At 40.8% G+C, this 24,742-nt stretch carries 16 protein-coding genes; 1 reads left to right on the forward strand and 15 read right to left on the reverse strand.

Going from position 1 to position 24,742, the window contains the following annotated elements:
- Window positions 1–4: 4 nt before the first annotated feature.
- The 11 genes from NST33_RS27845 to NST33_RS27895 form a co-directional block, all read right to left on the reverse strand.
- Window positions 5–346: a hypothetical protein gene (locus tag NST33_RS27845; RefSeq protein ID WP_339305814.1), complete on the reverse strand. Its 342-nt coding sequence runs from the start codon at window positions 344–346 to the stop codon at window positions 5–7.
- A complete protein-coding gene (locus NST33_RS27850) occupies window positions 346–1,653 on the reverse strand; it encodes a glycosyltransferase (RefSeq protein ID WP_339305816.1) in 1,308 nt (435 codons plus the stop codon). Before NST33_RS27850 ends, NST33_RS27845 begins: the two co-directional genes overlap by 1 nt.
- Window positions 1,654–1,856: 203 nt before the next feature.
- A complete protein-coding gene (locus NST33_RS27855) occupies window positions 1,857–3,953 on the reverse strand; it encodes a methyltransferase domain-containing protein (RefSeq protein WP_339305818.1) in 2,097 nt (698 codons plus the stop codon).
- A gap of 45 nt (window positions 3,954–3,998) precedes the next feature.
- Window positions 3,999–5,873, reverse strand: coding sequence for a glycosyltransferase (locus NST33_RS27860; protein ID WP_339305820.1), 1,875 nt, complete (start codon window positions 5,871–5,873; stop codon window positions 3,999–4,001).
- Between the two features lie 23 nt (window positions 5,874–5,896).
- Window positions 5,897–6,577, reverse strand: coding sequence for an NTP transferase domain-containing protein (locus NST33_RS27865; protein WP_339305822.1), 681 nt, complete (start codon window positions 6,575–6,577; stop codon window positions 5,897–5,899).
- Entirely contained in the window at window positions 6,574–7,929 is a 1,356-nt protein-coding gene (locus NST33_RS27870) for an ABC transporter ATP-binding protein (protein WP_339305825.1), read from the reverse strand. Before NST33_RS27870 ends, NST33_RS27865 begins: the two co-directional genes overlap by 4 nt.
- A 117-nt stretch (window positions 7,930–8,046) precedes the next feature.
- Entirely contained in the window at window positions 8,047–8,841 is a 795-nt protein-coding gene (locus NST33_RS27875) for an ABC transporter permease (protein WP_339308786.1), read from the reverse strand.
- A gap of 61 nt (window positions 8,842–8,902) precedes the next feature.
- Window positions 8,903–9,844, reverse strand: coding sequence for a GDP-mannose 4,6-dehydratase (locus tag NST33_RS27880; protein ID WP_339305827.1), 942 nt, complete (start codon window positions 9,842–9,844; stop codon window positions 8,903–8,905).
- Complete coding sequence (gene gmd, locus NST33_RS27885) at window positions 9,844–10,827, reverse strand: GDP-mannose 4,6-dehydratase (protein WP_339305829.1); 984 nt, start codon at window positions 10,825–10,827, stop codon at window positions 9,844–9,846. Before gmd ends, NST33_RS27880 begins: the two co-directional genes overlap by 1 nt.
- A 53-nt stretch (window positions 10,828–10,880) precedes the next feature.
- Window positions 10,881–11,957, reverse strand: coding sequence for a mannose-1-phosphate guanylyltransferase (locus NST33_RS27890; protein ID WP_339305831.1), 1,077 nt, complete (start codon window positions 11,955–11,957; stop codon window positions 10,881–10,883).
- Between the two features lies 1 nt (window position 11,958).
- Complete coding sequence (locus tag NST33_RS27895; protein WP_339305832.1) at window positions 11,959–13,242, reverse strand: glycosyltransferase; 1,284 nt, start codon at window positions 13,240–13,242, stop codon at window positions 11,959–11,961.
- Between the two features lie 129 nt (window positions 13,243–13,371).
- Here NST33_RS27895 and NST33_RS27900 point away from each other — a divergent pair, with 129 nt between their 5' ends.
- Window positions 13,372–15,837 (forward strand): O-antigen ligase family protein, encoded by a 2,466-nt coding sequence (locus NST33_RS27900; RefSeq protein ID WP_339305834.1) that lies wholly within the window; start codon window positions 13,372–13,374, stop codon window positions 15,835–15,837.
- 91 nt (window positions 15,838–15,928) lie between these two features.
- Here the strand turns inward: NST33_RS27900 and NST33_RS27905 are convergent.
- The 4 genes from NST33_RS27905 to NST33_RS27920 all read right to left on the reverse strand — a co-directional run bounded on the left by NST33_RS27905 (window position 15,929) and on the right by NST33_RS27920 (window position 24,632).
- A protein-coding gene (locus NST33_RS27905) for an IS3 family transposase (protein ID WP_339183318.1) occupies window positions 15,929–17,262 on the reverse strand; the annotation gives its coding sequence in 2 pieces (ribosomal slippage) (window positions 15,929–16,860 and window positions 16,860–17,262; 1,335 coding nt in all).
- Between the two features lie 141 nt (window positions 17,263–17,403).
- Window positions 17,404–18,282, reverse strand: a complete 879-nt coding sequence (gene galU, locus NST33_RS27910) for a UTP--glucose-1-phosphate uridylyltransferase GalU (protein ID WP_339305837.1) — start codon at window positions 18,280–18,282, stop codon at window positions 17,404–17,406.
- Between the two features lie 75 nt (window positions 18,283–18,357).
- Window positions 18,358–22,008, reverse strand: a complete 3,651-nt coding sequence (locus NST33_RS27915) for a DEAD/DEAH box helicase (protein WP_339305839.1) — start codon at window positions 22,006–22,008, stop codon at window positions 18,358–18,360.
- A 110-nt stretch (window positions 22,009–22,118) separates the two neighbouring features.
- On the reverse strand, window positions 22,119–24,632 hold the full coding sequence (locus NST33_RS27920) for a U32 family peptidase (RefSeq protein WP_237177474.1): 2,514 nt from the start codon (window positions 24,630–24,632) through the stop codon (window positions 22,119–22,121).
- Between the last annotated feature and the right edge of the window lie 110 nt (window positions 24,633–24,742).

Consider the following 24,742-nt stretch of genomic DNA (forward strand, 5'->3'; position numbering starts at 1 on the left):
CTCCCTATTCATTCTCCGCTTTTGATTTTAAATCTTCAATAATGACATTCTGCAAATATAACAAATTAATTAGCGTAGCATGAAATTGATTATGATACTGTATATAAGGAGATGCGCCTATTCTCCAAAACTTGCGATATATTTTTAAAATCTTTTTTTTAAAAGTCTTAGCATCTTGTGCTTCATAGTCTAAAGAAAAATCCCGCATTAAATATAAAGACTTGTATAGTCGATTATATAGTTCCTGAATCTCTGGGTCTGAGTTCAATTTACCCTCTTGGTTCAAAATATTTAATAAGTTTTCTTCAACAGCCTTACTATCAAAACCATTTTCACTTTTATTCACTATTTATGTTCCCTCCAGTTTCTTATTACATTTGCTGTAGATTCAAAAACTTCGTTATCGCCCAGAATCTCAATTTTCATTTTGGAAACAAATCGTCCATACCTTCTCAATAAATCTTCAATACTAAAACCAGATCTAAAATCATATAATTCAAGTAAAGTGAAATCAAAATCCACATGTTTTTCTGCAGGGAATTGTCTCAAGTGTGAGATGAAAATAACCTTATTGTTATTTTGTATATATTCTTTTACTTTCTGCCAAGCAGCAGAATCAACATGTAGCTGATTTTCAGAAAAGATTACAATTAAGTTATTAACATTACGAACATTAAATTCAATTTCAGCTCTCTTTTCCCTTCCAAACAAATATCCGGAGTACATTTGATCAGTGATCGGAATTGAATCTGGTGCATAAATTCCTTGTCTCATTTTGACTTGCCTTACATAATAACCTGAGTCTCCCATATGGTTCTCACCTGCGCCAACACCATAAGAATAAAACTTCTTTAAGCAATCTTCCCAGGTTCTGGGGATATCCCAGTATACAAAGGCAGCTTTGTTAAATACCCAACGGGTACTAATGTTTCTATAAAATATATCAAAAAGAGCATCTTCTCCAGTAAAACTTAAAAACTCTGGAAATCCACCCATAGAAAGAAATATAGATCTACGCACAGCCATTGTTTTTCCTGCTGGTAAATAATTTTGCCAATCACCGAAACCGTCCCAACCATATATAAAATGATCTGCAAACTTCTCATCTACTGCATAAAATATAGAACCTACCAGCTCGGCATCAGGAAATTCCATTAATGTGCCAACCATGTTTTTAGTATAGTTCTCATCTAATATATTTCCCGCATCAGCCATTACGATCAATTCATTCTGAGCCTCTTTAATGGCTAAATTACGTTGTTCGGAGATACTCTTACTATTGATCTCGATAACTTTAAATTTCACTTTACTGTTCATAGCAAAATCCCGAATAATTGAGGGAGTACCGTCATTAGAGCCACCATCAACTATGATCACTTCGTCAGGTAGTAATTTTTGATTTTCAATGCTATTCAAATAAAGAATTATATCGTCAGCTTCATTTTTGACCGGTGTAATTAGTGAAAATGATTCTTGATTAATGACTTCGTAATCCTTATCAATAAGCGTAACTTTAATATCTTTTAATAGCTTCATACCTTCATACGGATTGTAGTACCCTTCATTTAGGGCTATTTGCATAGGTGAATCCTCTTTAGTAACCTTATATAAAGCTCTTTTTACAATACTTTTAATTTTCTTTATCGTGCTCATGAATAATCAGTCCCTTATATAAAGTAAAATATCTTCATAGTAACATTACAGAAAAGTCTATAAAATTATAATCGTCCAAATCACTCCTCCTAAAGATAAAGTGATTTGGACGATTTCAAAAGTGATATTCAGAGAATCGATTCGAATCAAAAAGAAATATAACAGTGATATTTCAATAGTTTTTATAATACTCTTTGGACAAACTATTTTTTAGTTTTAGAGATCAAAGCTCTAATCTCTTCGCTCAGTTCATTAATTCGTGTATCCTTCTCCACGTGAAGTTGATTAAACTCACTCACAACTTGGCTAAGTTCAATGATGCGAGTGTCTTTTTCACTTTGAAGTTGCACATGCATACTAACCTCTTCACTTAACTCCTGTATACGTTTATCTTTATCCTTATGAAGTTGACTCAATGCTCTAAGTTCTTCACTTAGCTCATTTATACGGCTATCTTTTTGCGAGAGAACTTCGTAAAGCGAGTTGAGCTGTTGACTCAAATCCCTAACACGGTTTTTATTATCATCTAGAAGTGATAGTATTCCTTCCTTCTGAGAAGTGAAGGATTCCTCCATTTTTTCTATTAACACTTGTTTGTTTTCTAACATACTTTCCAATCTATTCATATATGAAGATTTCTTTCTATTGATCTTCAAAGCCCAGAAATCCACGTTATTTGCTAACAAATCCTGAATAAAATTATAATAATTATCAATAACATCATCAACTAAAACAGGAAATATTTGTTCGCGCAAATTATTAACCATCTCACCATAATGTTCATAATTATCTTTTATGGCATCCACTTTGAAGATATCCTCTTCCGAATGTATGGTTGTTATTTGCCCTTTTCCTACTAAATCATCTTCCAAAGAGATCGGATTAGATTGTACGACTTGAGAAATTCCCTTTAAAATCAAAACAGGCAAACCATATTGAATAGAGTCAAATATAGAACCTGAGGTATCTGTTATGACTAAGTCAACTGAACTAAAAATATCACTAAGGTAATCTTTGTGAGTAAGAATATCTTCTTCTTTGAAAAACTCTCTAATCATAGCCACTCGCTCAGGTTCATAGTACATTGTCATATGATGTAGTTTTATTTTTATTCTATACTTTTTAGCAAGTAACTTAATGATATTGAATCTCTCATCTAGTGAGCTTAAATCACCATAAGTTGGCATGTATAGTATAGTGAAGTTATCTGATGCTACACTTTTAGCGGTAGTTAGAAACTTAGGGTTACCCAGAAGCTTGACCTGCGTATAATTACTGAGGGCCTTATAGTCATAATTTGATTGACAAAGTATAAAGTCAAAATTCATACTCCACATATCAAAATTATATTCTGCCTTACCTATGCCGTACTGATAACGAACAATATAATCACTCTCTACAGAAAAAAAGAAAGGAAGAAAAGGGAAAAATACTACTTTGTAACGTATATAAGGATCTTCAATGCCCAGCTGAACATTAGAAAACTCTTTTTTTATAAAATTTGCAGTATCCTCAAACATCAGTTGTGCATTCTCGTCTGTTGATGAAACAGGCACAATTATATCGAAAGAAATGTCATTCTCTTTCAACTTGAATAGCACATTTCTCATAGACTCATAGGTCACCAAATTATGAAATACAAATGCTAATGGATGTTTAGTTATTGTTTTAGGGGGTTCTACAAATTGATCTCCTGTTTTAGGCGAGAATATATGAGCCAGTTTCTCTCCTGTATCCAAATCGCTCGTCTTTTCCAGTTGAAAACGTAGCTCTGGTAATTCTGCCGAAGCCCCCCAAGCAAACCAGGTGCCCTTAAAAGATTTTTTTATTGAAAATCCACATTGGACAAATAATTTTTCCCACATTAATTGGGATAAGACTGAATAATGATCGGGATAAGAATCTGCCCATTCATTATTTTCAGGAACTGCTACAATGAGTTGTCCGCCTAGAGACAATACACGATTCAACTCTTGAATTGCAATAAATGGGGCCACACAATGTTCAAGAATATGCCTTGCATAGACTGCATCAAAATAACTGTCTTCAAAGGGGAGTTTGTGTGCATCACCATATACAATCTGTAGCTCTGCATCACTGTTTTCGGTTGCTTCTGTTTCGTTAGCAGTTAGACCGTAAATCTGCGAACTAGGTAGGACCTCTTGAAGTATGCGTGTTGTCTTACCGTCACCACAACCTAAATCCAAAATCCGCTTCGCTCCAGGATCAATTAATTGCATTAACTGTATCTGCGCAACATTATTAAAGGAGTTAGCCGAATATTTTTGTTGTCCTTCCATAATTTCACCCCTAACTTTAATATGAAAGTACTATATCACTATCCATTATTTCAATGAGATTCTATCATAAATTCTACGCTTCATAAATAATGCTCTAGATATGCTATGGTTCTCATCAATATACTGCATAGAATTTCTTCTGAGTTTCTCGATCAACTCATGATCATTAGATAACCTTACTATGGAATCAGCATATCTTTTCGGATCATCTTCAATCAGAATGTTGTTCTCATGCACTACTTCAATACCTTGAGCACCACGTGTTGTGGCAACAACAGCCAAGCCTTTACTCATTGACTCTAGTATTTTAATTCGTACACCACTCCCAGATAGAATAGGAGAAATCAAAATATGTGATTGATCAAAGAATGGCTCTAGGTCATCAACTCGTCCCATAACTTCAAAACGCCCAGGGCTGTTTAGTTTAAGCAATTCTTCGAAAGGAGAGCCTCCAATGATATGGAATACAATATTTTCGTTATCTTTTAGATAAGGATATACTTCTGAAATAAACCATCGCATACCTTCTTCATTAGGGTACCATCCAAACCCACCTAACCATAAAACATGTAACTTACCATCATACTGCTTCTCCTTGAAGGAAGACGTTTCAAAAGCGATAGGAATAAATTCAGAATAATTTTTAATATCATTCACTCGAGCCATATCATCTTTGGACATAAATATTTTCGATTCTATGTTATATAAATTCCCGATTTCAATATCAAATGTATTTTTCCTGCTTATGTTAGCTATCCTTCTCCACATAAACTTTTTATATTTTGAATTTGTAGCAGGCTCCCAAAACGGAAATAGGTCACCCTCTATATTCTGATTTATTAGAACCATTGGTATTTTTGAAAAAGCCTTTTTGGTATAGGCACAATGTAAATTGTGTGTTTCAATAATATCTATTCCTTGTTCACGATTTAACTTTTTAAGTGCTCGTAACAGGTCTTTGCTATAAAAACTAATGTCCATTAATGGTAGCCTATTCAAAATATGGTTGATAATAAATTTTACTTTTTCCCATTTTTTCAACTCAAACAACATTTTTGGCTTAGGTACCAGAGTTACAGATTTAAACAATTTATCGTAAACATCTTTATTTTCTTCGTAAGAGTTATCACCTGGAATTTTAAAAGAGAACAGATGATAATCATATTCTTCTGTCAGTGGAAGAATAGTATTCGCAGTTGCAAGCTTTCCTCCAGAATCAATAGGCAAGAAAGGAGCTAGCGTTACAAGAGCTATTTTCTTCTTTTTCCCACTATTCTTTTTTTCTGATCCCTTGCTATTTCTATAGAATTTGCTGTCATCCGCAATATCAGTATCCAATAACGGCTTAAATGTATTTGTATATACTAAATCATTATTTCTTTTCGTAATAAAACGAGCTGGTACACCTCCAACAACCGTATATGGATCGACATTTCGGGATACAACAGCCCCTGCAGCCACTACAGCACCTTCACCTAGTGTAACTCCAGGCAAAATTGTTGCATTAGCGCCTATCCAAACATAGTCATGGATAATGATTGATTTACCTTCACAGGCAAAAGTAGCTGAATTATAATCATGTTGTAGCGTAATTAGTGTAGTACCAAAAGAGATGTTAACATTATTACCAATTGTAATTCCAGCACGCCCATCAATATAGCAATTTCTATTAATTATTGTATTATTGCCAACTCGTAGACTAACCCCATTGTGGTATCCTGTTATAGTTTGCCCACTGCCGATATAAGCGGTTTTACTCACTTTGACACGAAAGAAAATTCTTAAATAAGCTACTCTAGCTCTATGAATAGGCAAATATGTTAGAATATTATTATAAAAACTAAATAAAAATGCTATCATCCAATAATAGAATGAGTATTTCTCCAATTTACTTCTGATTTTTTTCAGAACTGCTTTCACTGGTTCACCTCTAATAAAATCAATTAATTCTCCAAATGGTTTCTGACCATTTCAAGATCTTCAGGAAAATCAATTTCTTTAACAAATCGATCATTCACATTTAGAGGAGACATTTTCAACTCTCCTCTACGAATCAGATTTTCGATTGCTTTCTCGAAATAGTCCATATCACTTACCGCTGAAAGTTCTTCTCTTACTTTTTGAAGATCCTCAGCCTTCAGGAAATTAATCCCAACTGCTTCACCTTGAGCATCCACTACTTCTTTTGATAATTCAGAAATATATCCTTCGATATCCAGTTTATATTTAACTTCCTCATCCGAAGTTGCCTCTGTATTTGTCATAATAGAACTTCTGCCACATTGTCCTATATCTTGAGCAGTTTGTTGATCAAAGAAGGTGTCTCCGTTTATAAAAATCACATCCTCACCCTCTATACCTTCCAATCCAAGCAATAAACTTTTTGCTGTATTTGTTTTGTCATATCGGGAATTAAATACATATGTCAGATCTCGATGACGATACATAATATCCTCTTTTTTAAAGCCTACAACAATAATAATATTGTTAATCCCCACAATATCACGGAAATTTTCAATCTGTTGATCTAAAATGGTTCTATTGGATTGGATCTCAACTAAAGCTTTGGGTATTCCAGCCCCTAATCGGCTCCCCACACCCGCTGCTAAAATAATAAGTTTCATGCTTTCCCTCCTACTGAGGTTAAATTGTAACTTTGTTCAATATAAACAAGACCCGGCACCCAATTTTGCTGTTCAAGTAAAGGAACATCAAAAATTGTAGCTGAATAAATGCTATCCATGAATGTAGTGTGGTGTAGCTTGGACTTTAACCCTACACCAACAACATAGCCTTCTCCTGGAGCAAGTATGTTTCGGAATGATATAGTGGCTACTTTAACTTCTCCTGCTTTTAAATCGGGAAGCAGTTCAATTTTATTGTAGGAGTTTAATCCAAATATATCTACGCCATTCCTATTCCGAATTGTATAACCAACTGTCCCACCTTCAGTAATATCTTCAATACATCTAAAATAGAGCTTCAAAGTTATTTTTGAACCAAATGGAGCTATGTTGGTAGGTTTACCGTCCACATATAGATCGGTTCTTATAAATCGAACCTCCCCTGTACCGGCTCTTAAACTCTCAACTCTCCTTTCAAACTCTTCATCAAAGAGTTCAACTTGACTCTCGATATCTTCGTTTACATTGGAATTGCTGAGTTTTATCATCCGATCTAAAGACAACGACTTGTCCAAGGTGGCCAAACGTTGATTATTATCCTTTTCATATTGTTGAGTAACACTTCTTACATCCCCATCCATAAAAACCGTTCCATCTTTGATGTAAATAACTCGTTTACAAAAACTACGTATCACATCCATAGTATGAGATACAAAAATAACAGTCTTATCTTTGATTAATTCTTTCATTTTCGCAATCGATTTTGCCTGGAAATAGGCATCCCCTACAGAGAGCGCTTCATCAACGATTAAAATATCAGGATCCACACTTACTGCTGTTGCAAACGCTACTCGAGCTATCATCCCACTAGAATAACTTTTAACTGGTTGATAGATGTAATCTCCAATGTCAGCAAACTCGCAGATTGATTTGATCTTTAACTCTATTTCCTCGTTAGTTAACCCCATCAACATACAACTATATTGAATATTTTCCAGACCGCTCTTTTCAGGATTAAATCCTGCACCCAATTCAAGTATAGCGGATACTCTTCCATTAATATCCATACTCCCACTAGTGGGTCTTAGAATACCTGTTAATATTTTTAACAGCGTGGATTTCCCTGCTCCATTGGAACCGATAATCCCGACAGCTTCCCGTTTATATATATCTAATGAAATATTATTCAAAGCTTTTTTAGTTGTGTGTAGATTTTTCTTCGAAAAGATCTCTTTAAAGCGATCATTAGGATTAGCATATAGCTTATATTCTTTATTCACATTCGATAGACTAATGACTTTATCTAAATCATCTTTTAAAACACTATCATTGTCATAATTTTGTTTATGCATATCATCTTCTCCTAAATCACTACTATTCTAATTGATGAGATTGCCAACAACTTTTACACGTATAAATTCTAATACATATCTGACAATACCATAGTCATCGTTTTGGCTTGCACTCTATCAAAGCGAGTCTGCAAATGAACCCTCCAAATGATTATAAATACGTATTGATATTACCAACAGAATTGACATTGCACCGAACATGATCCAAAATCCTGGATTATCACTTAAAAAATTTTGTTGGTATAAAAAAATGGATCGATATCCTTCAACTAGATAGTACAATGGATTTAACATGAATAACCACTTGATCTTTTCAGGAACAATTGCCATATCCCATATAATAGGGGTAACCCAAAAAGCGAATTGTAGTACAATAGAAATAATTTGGGGGAAGTCACGAAAAAACGGAACCAAGGCTGCGTTAAAATACGATATTGCCGTTATTGTGATGTAACAATAAGGTATGATTACCAGAAATTGAAACCAATACACAGTTGGCCAATAACCATATGAAAATACTAATACCATGCTAAGAATAAGAAAAATAATATGAACAAAGGATGATGATATAACTTTGATCAATGGAATAAATTTAAGATTAAATACTATTTTCTTTACTATATAGTTATATTCTAATAAAGAATTACTCGCTCCGGATATAGAATCTGAGTAAAATAACCAAGGAACCATCCCGATAACCATCCATAATACAAAAGGAATTTGATCTGCTCTACCCCCAGATCTCAAGCCGAATTCAAAGACAAACCAGTAAATAACGATCGTGATCAGTGGCGCGATAAATCCCCAAACTACTCCTAGTGCTGACCCTAGAAAACGTGACTTAAAGTCACTCTTCGACATACTAAGAAGCATTTTCCTCTGTCTTACAATATCTCTAGCAAAACTCACCATTAAGTTCAAACGATTTCACCTTTTTCAATTTAAAATACAAGCAACAGTTCATCTTTTCGATTCAGACCTCATCCATCCAATAGTTATAAATATCTCTCAAACTATTATCCAATGAGATTTCAGGTGACCAGCCGGTGAGACTTCGTAATTTACCATTGTCTCCATAGTACTCTTTAATGCTAACAGGCCTTAATTTCCCACTATTTATCACAACATCGACTTCTTTGGAAGAAAATGAAAGTAGAATGTCAAGTATGTTTTGAATCGATACTGACCTTCCTGAACAGATATTATATGCTTCACCGCTAATTCCATATTCGCTAACCAAACGATAACCCTTCACAATATCTCTTACATCAGTAAAGTCTCGTCTAGCTGTTAAATCCCCAACTTCAATTAATGGAGGGATAAGTTCTTTCTCAATATCTGTGATCTGCTTCGCAAAGTCACTTGTAACAAAACCAAGATTTTGACCTGGCCCAATATGATTAAAGGGCCTAACATGAACTATCTTTATGTTGTGTAATTGATGGTAAAATAACAGTATTTTTTCCGTAGTCGCTTTTGATAAACCATATGGATTGGATGGGTTAAGAGCCGTATCCTCCGTAATAGGCTGTTTAGATACATTCCCATATTCCTCCGAAGATCCTATGGAAACAAATGTAACATCATTCTGTATCTCGGAACAACGAATCGCCTCCATTAATTCAATGGTTCGCATAAGATTAGCCTCAAACGTTTTTTCTATATCTTCCCAGGATCTTGCTACAGAACTTTGCGCAGAAAGATGAAAAATCACTGTTGGCTTGATACGATTTAAATCTTCTACTATTTTTTGTTTATTTCCCTGATCTATCGATATTAAATTCTCCAATTTGTGAGGGTCCATTGACTTCATATCTCGTGTCCCACCCCAAACTTCGTAACCGTTATTAGTTAATTCTTCAGCTAAATACTTACCTACAAATCCACTAATCCCTGTAATAAGAGCCTTTTTCATCACACTATTCTCTTGGACTTTTCAAAAGATAGTTTTTCCAGGTCACTATCTACCATCATTTGAACCAACTGTTCAAAACCCACTTCAAGTTTCCACCCCAAGTTTTGTTTAGCCTTTTCACAATCTCCTAATAAAAGATCAACTTCTGCTGGACGAACAAACCTCGGATCAATTACTACATAGTCTCTCCAATTTAGACCAGCATGATTAAACGCGATTTGTACAAGTTCTTCAACTGTATGAGTTTCTCCAGTCGATATAACGTAGTCATCAGGTTTATCCTGTTGCAACATCAGCCACATGGCCTTAACATAGTCACCAGCAAAGCCCCAATCACGTTTAGCATCTAAGTTTCCCATTCGAAGTTCACTTTGAAGTCCTAGTTTAATACGCGCAACTGCATCCGTCACTTTACGAGTAACGAACTCTACTCCACGTCGCGGGGACTCATGATTAAACAAAATTCCTGAACATGCATACATGTCAAAGCTCTCACGATAGTTAACAGTGATCCAGTGTCCATAAACTTTAGCAACCCCATATGGGCTTCTCGGATAAAAAGGAGTTGTTTCTCTTTGTGGCGTCTCCATTACTTTTCCAAACATCTCACTGCTGGAAGCTTGATAAAACTTTGCTTCCGGTTTTATATAACGGACAGCTTCAAGCATATTAGTAACCCCTACACCTGTAGCTTGTCCAGTTATACCAGGTTGATCCCAAGAAGTAGCTACAAAAGACTGGGCAGCTAAGTTATAAACCTCATCCGGGTTGGATTTTTTGACTGCTTGTACTAAGGACCCTTGATCTAACAAATCACCATCAATAAACTCAATCTCATTTTTGATATGTTCAATATTCTCCATAATAGGAGTACTCGTTCTACGACGAAGTCCAAATACCTTGTATCCTTTTTCAAGAAGTAACTCTGCTAAATAAGATCCATCTTGTCCTGTTATTCCTGTAATCAATGCACTTTTAGTCATTTATTAGTCTCCTCATACACATAAATTAATTTTTTTATTTTCTTCTCGCAATTTTAAAGATACTCTTCCATCTTTTGCATTCTTAATTCTTTAAGAAGCAACTTTACTTCTTGCGCCTTTTCCTTAGTACAAATCAACGTCACGTCTTCAGTCTCCACTATAATTAAATCTTCTATCCCCAAAGTAGCAATCAATTTCCCATTGCTTTCGATAATACAACGCTTGGTATCGAGATTTAGGATATTCCCACGAATGACATTTCCGTTTTCATCCAAATCATTAATGCGTTCAAGAGCTGTCCAACTGCCTACATCATCCCAGCCGAAAACACAAGGAATTACATAGATGTCACTTACTTTCTCCATTATTCCATAATCAATAGATTGATCTGGCATCTTCAAAAATTCAGAACGTAACAATTGATCACGATTTTCTAAATGAAGTACCGTCTTCATAGTTTCCAAGATATCATGCATTTCTGGCATTAGCTCTTGGATGTAGTATCTAATAGTATTAGCTTTCCACACAAAAATGCCACTATTCCATAGGAAATTTCCCGCTTCTAGGTAAGTTTGTGCTGTGGCGAAATCCGGTTTCTCCACAAACTGGCTAACCTTATGGACGGAGAGTCCGTTAACTTCTTGGGTTTGGTTACTATTTTGGATGTAGCCATAACCTGTTTCAGGATATGTAGGTTGGATTCCAAGTGTAACTAAATTTTTATTATCCTGAGCCACTTGAACAGCTGTGTTCAGAATTTTTATAAATCCCTCTTCATTTTCTATAATATGATCTGAAGGAATTACGATCATTGTACTGTCTGGAAAACGATCCTCAATAATTACAGATGCCAAACCTATGCAGGGAGCAGTATTTCGACCTACAGGTTCAATGATGATATTACTTGCAGGTAAAGTAGGAATTTGAACTTTAATTAACTCGGCATACAGTTCATTAGTCACAATGAATATCCGAGATATGTCCATCATTTTTTCCAACCGTGAGATCGATTGCTGAATCATAGATTTATTACCTGATATATTTAAAAATTGTTTTGGAAGGTTAGTTCTACTTTTGGGCCAAAAACGCTCACCTTTTCCCCCAGCCATGATTACACTTGTAATATTCATTTCATCCTCCAAACTTCCACATAGAGATGTACTCTAATCTTTTCTGTATTAGTCTACCAATAATATGTGGAGAGTAGTTCTGTTTAATATATTCTTCTCCTCTTAGTGACACCTGTTCATAATAGGATTTATCTTCCCTCAGTTTACGCATATAGTAGGCTGCATGCTCTATATCAGGATCTGCCCAATATTGGTAGGCTTTATAGGGACCGAAGTCTCGCTTCAAATCTACTAATGTATATCTCACGATACATGAGTTATCATGTTTCATGAAATCTAGATTGGAGGACCATCCTGTTCCCACTGCAGGTTTGCCAAGATACATCGCCTCAGCAAGCCCTAAGCCAAAGCCTTCGCTTCGATGAAGAGAAATATAACTATCTGTTACAAAAATCAGTGCATTAGTATCGTTTCTTGTAAGGGTACCTTCAATCACATAGATGTTCTTGTATTCGCCTATGAGATCATATAGCTCTTCTAGATCTTCTTTCGCATACCCAACTCCATTCACTTTTACTACAAGACCAACAGACTCATCTTCGGGTAAGAAGGCGGTCTGAAATGCTCTTATTGAAGCCATCGGGTTTTTTCTCTCCTGAAAGCTCTTTAGGTCATACATTGTAAGGAATAAAAAAACATCCTGAGGTAGATTAAAATATGATCTTTCTCTCATATCCCTGACTGAAACTTCGATACTGTGAGGGATTTTCACTACAGGAACTGGGCTTTTTTGAGCTATAGAATCCGCGACAAACGTGGAAGGCACCCAAATTTCATCAACCAAGTTAAAACTCTCTTTCCAGTCATCTGGAAAATCAGGCAGTTCCCAATGCCAATATCCTATATTATAACGCTTTTCAAAAATAGAATTTCCATAATGGGAATAAATTTCCATCATCTGCTCAGCATTGATATGAAAGAGATTAACATTATATGTGGGTTTAGTAGTCTCTTTATGTACCCAAGTCATATCATTCATTCTGGCTGAATTAGTTCCTTTAAAATTAATAATCCCAAAGTTAATTTGGCCAGTGGCATCGATGCTTCGTGCAGCTATCCTACATGATTCTCCAATTCCCATTTCGGCACGTGAATACCCGACAAGATTTATCCCCGATTCACCTTCGAAAACATGATTGGATTTATTTTTTCTTTCCAAGGGGAAAGCTTTGCTAAGTAGAAGATATTTCATCTTTCTCCTGAATTTCAAAGGAAAAATTTTTACAGCCAAAGGTTTTAAATGGACAGCAATCTTGTAAAAAATTTTAAAAAAGTTCGATTTCATCTTTACCATTTGATATTTAATCGTCCTTTATTACTTTTTTATAATACTTCCTTTTAAATCATAGATAGAACAACTTGCATAATCTATGCTAAAATATTGTCGTATCTACAAGAAAAGGAGAATCAAACCTTGTCGAATCCAGTATACGGGAAACAAATGAAAACGTCGAGTAAGGCTACAGCCAATTCGACATCGACGCTCCTATGGTCATTGTCCATAGGGCTTATCTTATTTTTACTCTGGTCCGCGTTCCAAGTTGCGCTATTTAATGGTCAATTGCTACAATTCGAGGCACCCATTTATTGGGCTGTTGCCATTACGACCCTCCTGTTTATCCTTTGGGTGGCTATCTACTTTAAGCAGATGAAGTTAGAAACACAACAAGATTGGCTCAAAGTAGCTGTTATATTTCTCCCTCTTACCTATGTACTATCACTAATTAATGCAGCATCAGAATACTTGGCCAATAATATGATTCTCATCCAATGTATTTATGCCATGATTTTTGTGATGACGATGTACCTGCTTCAAAACAACAAAATCAATCATATCATACAATCTTCCTTAATAGGAATTGCATATGTTATTGTCGGATTTGGTTTGTTGAACTGGCTTGGGGCTTCCAATTTGGCAGGTAGGCTAGTTGGATGGTTCTCTTCAGGTGTTGTTAACGGGATATACAATCAAACGATTTGGAACGATGCCAATGGTCCACGGCTTGCATCTGTATTCCAGTACCCGAATACATACGCAGCATTCCTGATGGCATTTTTATTTATTGCTATTTTCAGCATGATCCGCTCCCAAAAAGTGTACACACAGCTATTGCATGGATCCATGCTTGTTCCCATCTTACTCTCCCTGTTGCTTACACTTTCGCGGACAGGTCTTGTGATGATGCCAATTGTGTTCGTGATTATCCTGTTGTTGCTCAAACCAGCAAAACAGATTTTATGGTTCATTTATCTTGTCATTTCAGGAATAGGAACAATTGCGATCTTAAATCCAGTCAATACTGCTGGACTAGAACTGCAGCAACAGTTCACTGCTGGAGTTGCAGCCAAAGGTTGGATCTATCTGGTTGCAGCATCCATCGTTGTCGCAATCATCATCTGGGCTATTCAACGTTGGATCGCTCCCAAGCTGGAAACAAAGCTCCATACCTGGGGTAAACGTAAAGGTTCAAGCCTGTGGATCCCGCTCGGCTCAGCGCTGCTCGCCATTATCGCAGCAGTGTTGCTGTTGGGTACCAGCGTTCGCAACATTTTGCCTGATAGTATCAGTACGCGTCTGGAAAACATCAACTTCCAGCAGCACAGTGTTCTTGAACGAATCACCTTCTATAAAGATGCCGCAAAGGTCATTGCAGATTACCCATTGATTGGTGCAGGTGGTGGGGCTTGGACTGCGCTGTACGAGAAGTATCAGAACAATCCATATGTTAGTGCGCAGGCGCATAACTTCTTCATGCAATACTTGGTGGAAGTCGGAATTATTGGATTTATCATTTTCATGTCATTTATTCTGTATATCTTCTATCAATACGTTCGCAGCTACTTGCGAAGAGACGAAAGCGAAAGAGAGTCACATTTTGTATTTTTCATTTTGTCCATGACTATTCTGGTATTGAGTCTTCTCGATTTCAATATGAGTTATGTCTTCATCGGCATGCTGGTGTTTATCGGGTTTGGCGGTATGGCAGCAGCGATCGAACCACGACCGGTTCAGCGCTTCAAAGTAAGCCCTTCTACATCACGAGGAATCTATATTACGATTGCAGGACTCTCTATAATACTACTCTTGATTGTATCAGTACGCTTTTTGCAAGCAAATCAATATGCTGAACTAGCCAAAGAGGTCGCTCAGAGTAGCCAGGATTTCCAAGAGATAAAAGCTCCATTAGAAAAAGATCTATCGATTCGTACAACACATATTGATTCATTGCTGACACTCTCTTCCTTGTATCAACAAGGATATGAGCAAACTAAGGACGATCAGTTTTATAACACTTCTCTTGAAATACTTCAAAGAGGTAATGCAGCCGAACCTTATAATAAGAGCATAGTAACGCAAATGATACATCTCTATGATCTAAGAGCAGATTATGATGCAGCCTATGCTCTCCAAAAAGAGTACGCCGCTAACTACATCTGGAATATGGAATGGTATGAGCAGTTAATCACCCGTTCGTTCGATCTTGGATATCAAGCGCTCGGACAAGGCGATACAGCTAAGAAGGAATCTTATTTCACTTCAGGTCTGGAAGCCTATCAGCATGTTGTTGATGGAGTAGAGCATCTAAAGACCCTCCCTGAAGGACAACTTCAAGGACAGCCGTTCGAGCTGACTCCAACAATGATTCTGAACGCGGGGAAAATAAAATATATGTTAAATGATTCAGCTGGATCTGCTGCTATCCTTAAGGGTGGAATCGCAGAGGATCTGACCGATGCTACCAACCGTGAAATTGCTCGTTGGTACCTTGCCGCTCTAACTAAGGATGGGCAACAGGATCAAGCTATATATGATAACCTTATCGCTGTCGCACCTAATGAAGCAGACGAGATTAAACAGATAGCAGAACTGAATTTCTAATAAAATGCACTACTAGTCCTCTATAACTCCATACAAAAAAGGTTTGCCCTCTTTAAACTGTACCCTATGTAAAGGACATTTCTAAAAAAAACTATATGGCTTCAAGAAGATGATCTCTGTATTGTACAGGGGTCATCCTTTTTAGGTTCCACTGGTATCTATAGTGATTATAGTAGGTCATATAGGCTTTAACTTCACGTTTGACTTCGTCTAACGTGGCATAGCTCTTTAAGGAAGTTTCATCCTTAAAATGACCAAAAAACGACTCCTGCGGTGCGTTATCCCAACAATTTCCTCGTCTTGACATGGATTGTCCAAGCCCCATCCGTTTCACTTTCTTCTGAAAATCCGGATGAGTGTAATGCGTACCTTGATCGGAATGAATGAAGGCATTACGACTCTTCTTGAATTTGCGATTTTTCTGTAAGTGAAGCAACGTGTTTGTCGCCAGATCCATCGTCATTCGCTCCGACACATGATAAGCCAAAATTTCATTGGTGGAACTATCCTTAATGGTGGACAGATAGGCGCGTTTCCCTTGGCCGTAACTTAAGTATGTAATATCTGTTAGAAGTACTTTGCCCGGGATGCCTTGTTTGAAGTTGCGTTGTAACAGGTTAGGCATGGTTCGATGTTCATGGGTTGCCTTCATCATTCGTTTGTAGGGATTAGCTCGTCGATGAGGGCATACAATATCGTATTTTTTCATGATTCTTCGGATGCGCTTGAGATTCCAAATGATCTGAAATTGTCCTTGCAGCGTCATCTTAATGGAACGAGCGCCCTTGTTACGTTTCTTAAACTGGAAGGCTTGACGAATGTACACACCTATTTCCTCATCAACCTGTTCCTTCTTCGTGCGTCTGTGAATGGCTGAAGTGCTCCAGTATCGGTAATATCCGCTTTTGGAGACCCCAGCAGTCTCACACAGAACACTTACCATTCGCTGAAGATGGTATTTCTCAATCACGGTTCGGATTAACCTGTATCGAAGGCTAGGCGTTAGTTTTACTCGTGGTTCCACCCCCGTTCGGCCAGGCGAATCTTTTTTAAGAGTTCATTCTCTGCTTGGAGCAGGTGAATCTGCGCTTCGAGTTTCGCGTTCTTTTCTGCCAAGGTTAACTCTCGTTTTAGAGACTCTCCTGAATGTTTGCCTCGTGTATCTTGTAAGCCTATAGCCCCTTGCTCGTTGTAACTGGCTCTCCATCGGTCGGCTGCGGCTTTGACCCGAGTCATTCCAATGATCTGAACGTCAAATCCACAAGTCTCAAAGATCTCTCTAGGCAGCCTTTCTTGCTGATTTAATGTAATAAAGAGTTGTTTGAACTCGTCCGTATAAGTGATTCCCTTGGTCGAAACAGACTTCACATAGGGATTTGTAGCAAGTTGCTCTAGTTCGCTTGTTGTAAATGTTTTCTTACTCATTAATCGTTCTCCGTCCTTGTCTCGTACATGGTATATAACAAAAATACCCCATAGAGAGACTTTTTTAAAGTATCTACTCTATAGGGTACAGTTTACTTCAAAGGGCAAACCTTTTTTGTGATCTTATTCATTAGAAATATATTAGTTCGACGCCACTATCTTCTTCAGGTACGCCAACAAATCCTCCCGCAAATCCGGGTGCTGCAACGCATAATGAATCGATGTCTCAATAAAACCCAACTTCTCACCAACATCATGACGCAGTCCGTCAAAATGATATGCGATAATCTGCCGCTGTTCATTCAATCGGGACAAGGCATCCGTAAGCTGGATTTCTCCCCCGACACCAGCAGATTGTTGACCTAGTATCTCAAAAATATCCGGTGTAAGAATATAACGTCCCATAATAGCAAGATTCGAAGGGGAATCTTCGGTCTTTGGTTTCTCAATTAAGCGCCTAGCGCGAAAAACACGATCATCGGTAGGGGTAAGCAAATCTCCGTCCACAATTCCGTAGCGGGATACCTCGCTCCAATCAACAGGCTGTACACCAACAATCGGAGATTGCAGTTCATCGTAAACATCGATCATCTGCTTCAGGCAGGGATGTTCCGCTTCTACAATGTCGTCCCCTAACAGGACGGCAAAAGGTTCGTTGCCGATAAACTTGCGTGCACACCAGATGGCGTGACCAAGTCCCTTCGGTTCCTTTTGACGGATATAATGAATGTCTGCCATCTCGGAAGGTTTGCGTACTTCGTTGAGTAGGTCCCATTTCTGTTTGCCCGCCAAATTCTGCTCCAGCTCAAAAGAATAGTCGAAGTGATCTTCAATGGCCCGTTTCCCTTTACCCGTCACAATAATGATATCTTCAATGCCAGAAGCTACGGCTTCTTCAATAATGTACTGGATCGTCGGCTTGTCCACGATGGGTAACATTTCTTTCGGCATCGCCTTGGTGGCAGGCAAAAAACGGGTACCCAGCCCTGCGGCTGGAATAATTGCTTTACGAATACGCACACGAACCCACTCCTTTTGCTAGATACATATTTTAATATATTTAATGATTCTTATTGCTACGTTGCTTGGACTCCATTATACCATCAACAATTCGCGAATATCCTGTTCTGATAAAGTCGTCGATCCCCCGTCTCCCGGTTCGATCACTTCGGCAATCAAGTCCTTCTTGCGCTGCTGGAGCTCCAAAATCTTCTCCTCGATCGTACCTTCGGTAACCAGACGGATGACTTGCACCACTTGTTTCTGTCCCATACGATGGGCTCGCCCAATAGCCTGTTCTTCCACCGCAGGATTCCACCATAGATCATATAATATAACGGTATCTGCACCTGTTAAGTTTAGTCCTGTCCCTCCAGCCTTAAGAGAAATCAGAAACAATTCTGCTTCGCCCTCATTAAATCTGCGGCACATCTCGACACGGCTCTGTGCAGGGGTCTGACCATCGAGATAGAACAGATTTCTTCCCTGTGCCGTGAGCGTCTGACGAATCAGGTTCAACATGCTCGCGAATTGGGAGAAAATAAGAATACGTTTGCCTACGGCCAAACAATCCTCGACCGTTTCAAGCAACTGTTCCATTTTCCCGGAATCGCCTTGATAGCCTTCAACAAAGAGGGCCGGGTGACAACACAACTGACGCAAGCGCGTGATGCCAGCCAGAATTTTGATACGATTCTTCTGGAATCCGTTATCCTCCATGTCCTTCGATGCTTCATCCTGAAGCTGGGAAAGGTATGCGGCGTACAGTTTCTTCTGTTCAACCGTAAGCTCTGACCGCTGTACCGTTTCAATTCGATCAGGCAATTCTTCCAACACATCCTTCTTCAGGCGGCGCAGAATAAACGGACGCACCATTCGCGAGATCCGTTCCGGAGGAAGGTCGCGGAATCTTCTGTAACTTGGAAACAACCCAGGGAATACGGCTTCAAAAATGGACCATAATTCATCCAGCGAATTCTCTACAGGTGTTCCTGTGAGTGCAAAACGACGCGGGGCCTGAATTTGTTTGACTGCCTGCGCGGTCTGAGAAGAAGCATTTTTGATTGCCTGAGCTTCATCCAGAATGAGCGTATGGAAGGTTCGGCCCAGGTAGGTGTCCAAATCCCGTCGCAACAGAGGATACGACGTCACAATTACATCTGCCTCATCCATGCCAGAAAGCATATTGGCTCGCTCTTCTTTCTGACCGGCTGCGATCAGGACGTTCAGATGCGGGGCGAACCGCGCAAACTCATTAGCCCAGTTGTAGGTCAGCGAGGCAGGCGCCACGACAAGTACCGGGGGATGAATGACCCTCGTTCGAATTGTCAGTCCATCCTGCTGCATCGTAGACCATAAGCCATCCGTATTAACTGAAGCCATCTTATCCAATGGAAGCCCAGTTTTGGGATCGATGTCGGAAGTCGCCAACGTTTCACCGCCCCGTAATGATCCGCTCTCCCGGTATTTATCACCGCCCGTATTGTCCATATTGTACTTGGGCTTCTCCTGGAGTACCGCTGTGATATAGGCGATGCTTTGCAACGTTTTGCCAAGTCCCATATCATCCGCGAGAATGCCGCCAAAACGATAATAAGCGAGGGTACGCAGCCACTGGTATCCGCTGTTCTGATAATCCCGCAGGATGGGGGTCAGAGATCCCGGTAGTGCAAAATCCATCCGCTCAGGATCTCGGAGATCATCGAGGAAACGTTTCAGAGAACCTCCCCACTTCACATGACCGGAAACTTCATCCCTGCCCGGCAATTGTAACGCCCGAACCGCTGGCAGCCGGATATGGCTGCTCTTAATATCATCCGCTCCCAGTCCGAGTGAATCGGCCATATGAGCGAAGCTATCTGCACCTTCATTTTCAAGCGAGAGAAAGACACCGCTCTTGAGACGGAAATATGGTTTCTTTTCCACAATGCGACGCATGAGTTCCTGAAGTTCCTGCTCGTTCACACCTTCCATCTCAAATGAAATTTCCAGCCAGTCCAGTCCTCTTCCCAAATCTGCTCGTACTTTCGGCGGTGTTGGATAGGATTGCACCATCGCCTTCACGGCGTTTGGCATATAGATATCTACCTGTTTTTCAAGTTCAGGCAACAAATGATACATAACATCATAGATCGCATCTTCCCGTTCACTCGCCCAGACACTACCATCACGTTCCAGAAAAGAACGATCGAGCCGTTCAATTAGATTCCGCTCTTTGTATCGATCACGCACCAAAATAACCTTTTTCTCTTCTTCATCTATCAAATACTCTGCAAGCGGATTAATAACCATGACCTCATAGTCGAATTCCAGACGTGCTGTAATACGCTCACGATAGAAGTCGATGTACAACTTGGGTGAAAGTTCCGGTTCCGCGATCTGTTCACGCACCTGTGAATCAATGGACAGATGTCCAAGCGTACGCAGTTCTGGCACGACATGCTGTACAAACTCATCCACCTGCTGGGTCGAAATATCGATGCTTTCCTTGATTCCATATGAAGTGAGTGCTCCACTCAAGTCCTCCAGACTTCGCATCTGCATCGGCTCCAACATATGCAACTGTCCTTCCACCACAGCGGCATCATAAGCAGGGAGAAGAATCAGCTCACGCAGTCCGGAAATTTCAAGCTGATATCCTTCATTCGCTCCCTGGGCAATCCGGTAAAACAAAGGCAATACGCCCTCACCGAGCGTGAGTGGTCCATTGGCAAATCCCGTGCCCTCCATCCGGCTGTCAGCCTGTAGCAGCAATTCCAGCAATGGCTTCCATACGAGCGGAGCAATCAGTATATCCCGTCCGTCCGAAGCTCCCAGATAACCGGAGATGGATTGGCGATAGGCCTCCTCACTCTGCCTCATTCGAATAAGCATCGAGAGAATCGCCTGATCCTGCGGAGTGAACACATGCATTAATGGATCATAGTGGAACAGCTTGGTAAATGACATGGGCTCGCCCTTCTCGATGCAGTTCAGGAATTGCTTCACTTTCTGCACCACATACAGCCGTTTGTTACCCACTTTCAGTTCAAGAGCAAGTTTCCCCCCACCCTTATGAACCTGTGTCAGCTTACATATAAACTGAACCTGCAATTCTTCCCGCAGGGAGGAACGGCTGACAGGGGCAGTGTACTTACGATCATTTCCATGTAGCGGTCTCCGATCTTTGGCAAACATGGACAGAATCTGATCCGCCGTACGGTAAGAAGGTTTATCTGCCGAGCGGCCCCAACCCGAAGCTGAGCTTGGCCGACCTGTTTGGGCAAAGTGAACGGGCGGACGCTCTGGAGCATCATTCAGTTGCTCTCGTTGTGAAGCAGACTGTGGTCGCTCCCATATGCTTTCTTCGACCAACGTTCCAACCCTGGACTTGGAACCTGAACTGGAACTGGTATTGGCTCCTTGGCCTGTAGCAGGTTGAGGAGGCTTCCCAGAAGCAATCGTGGCATTACGCTCCTGCTGCTCGCCCCATTCGTGAATAGCCAACAGGACAGCAGCGACATGTTTGCAATAGTCGTAATGCCTGCCGTCACCCGGACAACTGCAACCTGCCACAATCTCACCTGATCCATCTATATCCACCGTAACCTGATAACGCTCCGATCCACGTACCTGTGCTTCATAATGAAGCTGATCCTCACCGACCACCAGATTGGTCACCCTGCCAGATTGGTTATAATCTTCTCCGCGCTTGAATGCCGTGACCCCGCACAGCAATTTGATATCCATAATTGTGAATGGCGCCACGCTTCTTCGCCTCCTGTGTCATGATGTAAAAAAACCCCAAGAGCTCCGTAAAGCAGAGATTGGGGTTGCTTCATGCTTGATTGTAAATGTTGATGTAAAATACAATCTGTTTATTTCACCAATTGACCACGTGTCACGCCCAGTTGGTTCGTTGCTTTGAGTGTTTTCCAAACTTGTGTACCACTGATCTCGCCGCGCAGTGCACGGTTGTACAGATCGATAACTTCGCGTACCTGCTCCGGTGTCTCTTCCAGGAATTCCACACGGTAACGGGATACACCCAGATCCATAAAGTTGGTCAGATACTCGGCACCCGACTGCTCCACTGCGTTGTATACCGTATTACGGCAGCCTTCATCCACACGTACGGGGTGTGACATGCCGATTCGGTCTTGCAGTGATGCACGCTGTTCCTCACAAGGACGGCCACAGTTCGTGAAGTCCGTTCCCTCACTCATGAACGTACAATATACACAGTGCTCGGTGTGGAACATCGGCAGATGCTGATGGATAACCACTTCGGTCTGACTTGTGCGGGAGTGGCCCAGCAAATCAACCATTTGTTGAATGTTCAGGTCATAGGATGGCGTAATCCAGTCACAGCCTGCTTCCAGGAACAATTCAACTGCTTTGTGATTGGCGATGTTCAATGAGAAGTCGCCGATCAGTTCCGGGTGCTTCGCATCCGGGTTTTCCATCCGGTGGCGCAGGTAGAAGTACAGTGCGCCTGTATTACGAACCAATACCGCATCTGGCTTCAGACGCAGGATGTTGTTATGATATCCGTTCTCCCCAGGCATATGAATACGCGGTGTTGCCAGCGCGATCTTGCGACCAGCGGCATGCACAGCTTCCACGGCTGCCGGGAACTGCTTGATGAACTCGAAGTCGGCATAGATCATGCCGATCCCTGCTTCAATCGCTGCCTCCACTTGTGGCAAGCTGCGGCAGAGCGCGGTCAGTTCTGCTTGACCGCGAGCGACTGGCGATGCCGGTTTAACCGAATCGCCGTACACATCTACCGCTCGTTTCACGTAGACGGGCGGTTTAGGACGCTCGCCCGCGAGTTGTTCTACCGCCTGACGGCGAATGTTGTTCAACTCGCGCATTGGGATGATAACGTCACCGTGCAGATTGACGTCCATTCCTTCCAACTGGAAGACGGTGCCTCCCAGACGTCCGAACTGCTCTTCGAGCAATTCATGTGTCATTGGACGCTTCTGAGCGATGTCAAGTTCCATCTCGGAATCAATCCGGACGGTCGTGCCCTTCTGCACGTCTGTCCACCACGTGCTAAGTGGCTGCCCCGGGCTGCCGATGACTTTCACCTTCACCGGGAATACGCGGTATGGCTTCTCGGTCTCGAAGCTTTGACGCAGACGTTTGTCCAGCGCCGGGTCATTCGTTTTCCACACTTTGTCGCCAACCTTCACGCGTCGCAGATCCACGTCACTGCGGCCTGGCACGACATCAACGATCCAACCCTCTTCTGCTTCGCCTTCGAGTTTTACGCCTTTGCGACGTACATCGTATACACGTCCGCCCTCTTCCTTCTGAGTCGGGTCTCCGGCGTCAAATACGATCCCATCTCCACGTTTCACGGGTGCATCCAGTTTCAGGACCACACCATCGCGCAACACTTGATCTACACGACCGAGGTAGACACCACGGCTTTTCGGGAACGTTCCATCCACCAGTTCTTTGTTATTTGTACCGCTCAGGAAACCATGTGTGAAGCCACGGGAGAAGCTTTGCTGCAATTCGCGAACTTCTTCCTTGCTTGGCGGTGTGTTATCTCCATCAAAATAACGGTCAATCGCTTTACGATATTTGCTTACTACGTTTGCTACGTATTCCGGCGTTTTGAGACGTCCTTCAATTTTGAAAGAAGTTACTCCTGCTTCGATCAATTCAGGCATCAGATCAATCGCTGCCAGATCCTTTGGAGACAACAGATAAGCCACATCACCCATCGGCTTGTGCTCTCCATCCACCATCAGGTCGTATGGAAGACGACAAGCTTGTGCGCACTCCCCACGGTTTGCCGAACGTCCTCCCCACATTTCGGAAGTGAGACATTGACCCGAGTAAGATACACACAGCGCACCATGAACAAATACTTCCATTGGAAGTTTTGCCTGCTCACCGATCTTCTGGATCTGCTTCAGGTTGTTCTCCCGTCCCAGAACGACACGTTCCATATCAAACGGCTTCGTAAACTCGACCGCTTCCGGGGACGTAATCGTCATCTGTGTTGAACCGTGAATCGGGAAATCCGGCGAGATCTCGCGGATCATCTTCACCAAACCCAAGTCCTGAACAATTACTGCGTCCACACCTGCATCGACACATGCATCAATCAGTTCTTTGGCATCCGTCAATTCATTTTCAAAAATCAATATATTAAAGGTCAAAAAACCTTTTACGCCATAACTGTGTAAAAACGCCATAATCTCCGGCAGCTCGTCCATGCGGAAATTGTTGGCCCGTGCCCGTGCATTAAACTTTTCGACTCCGAAGAAAATTGCATCTGCGCCATTAGCTACCGCCGAACGCATACAATCCCAGTCACCAGCAGGCGCCAGAAGTTCAACGTCTTCTCTTCGTATTGTTGCTGTTTTCATGTAGATCCTCCCCATAACCGGCTATCCGCCGGATTTCATCCCTATATCCTTAAACGCCTGAACATACCAAGCCTAAGACTGCACCTTATCGGGTACACCTGCATTGTCAC

The sequence above is a fragment of the Paenibacillus sp. FSL L8-0435 genome (assembly GCF_037965655.1).
Lineage (GTDB): Bacteria > Bacillota > Bacilli > Paenibacillales > Paenibacillaceae > Paenibacillus.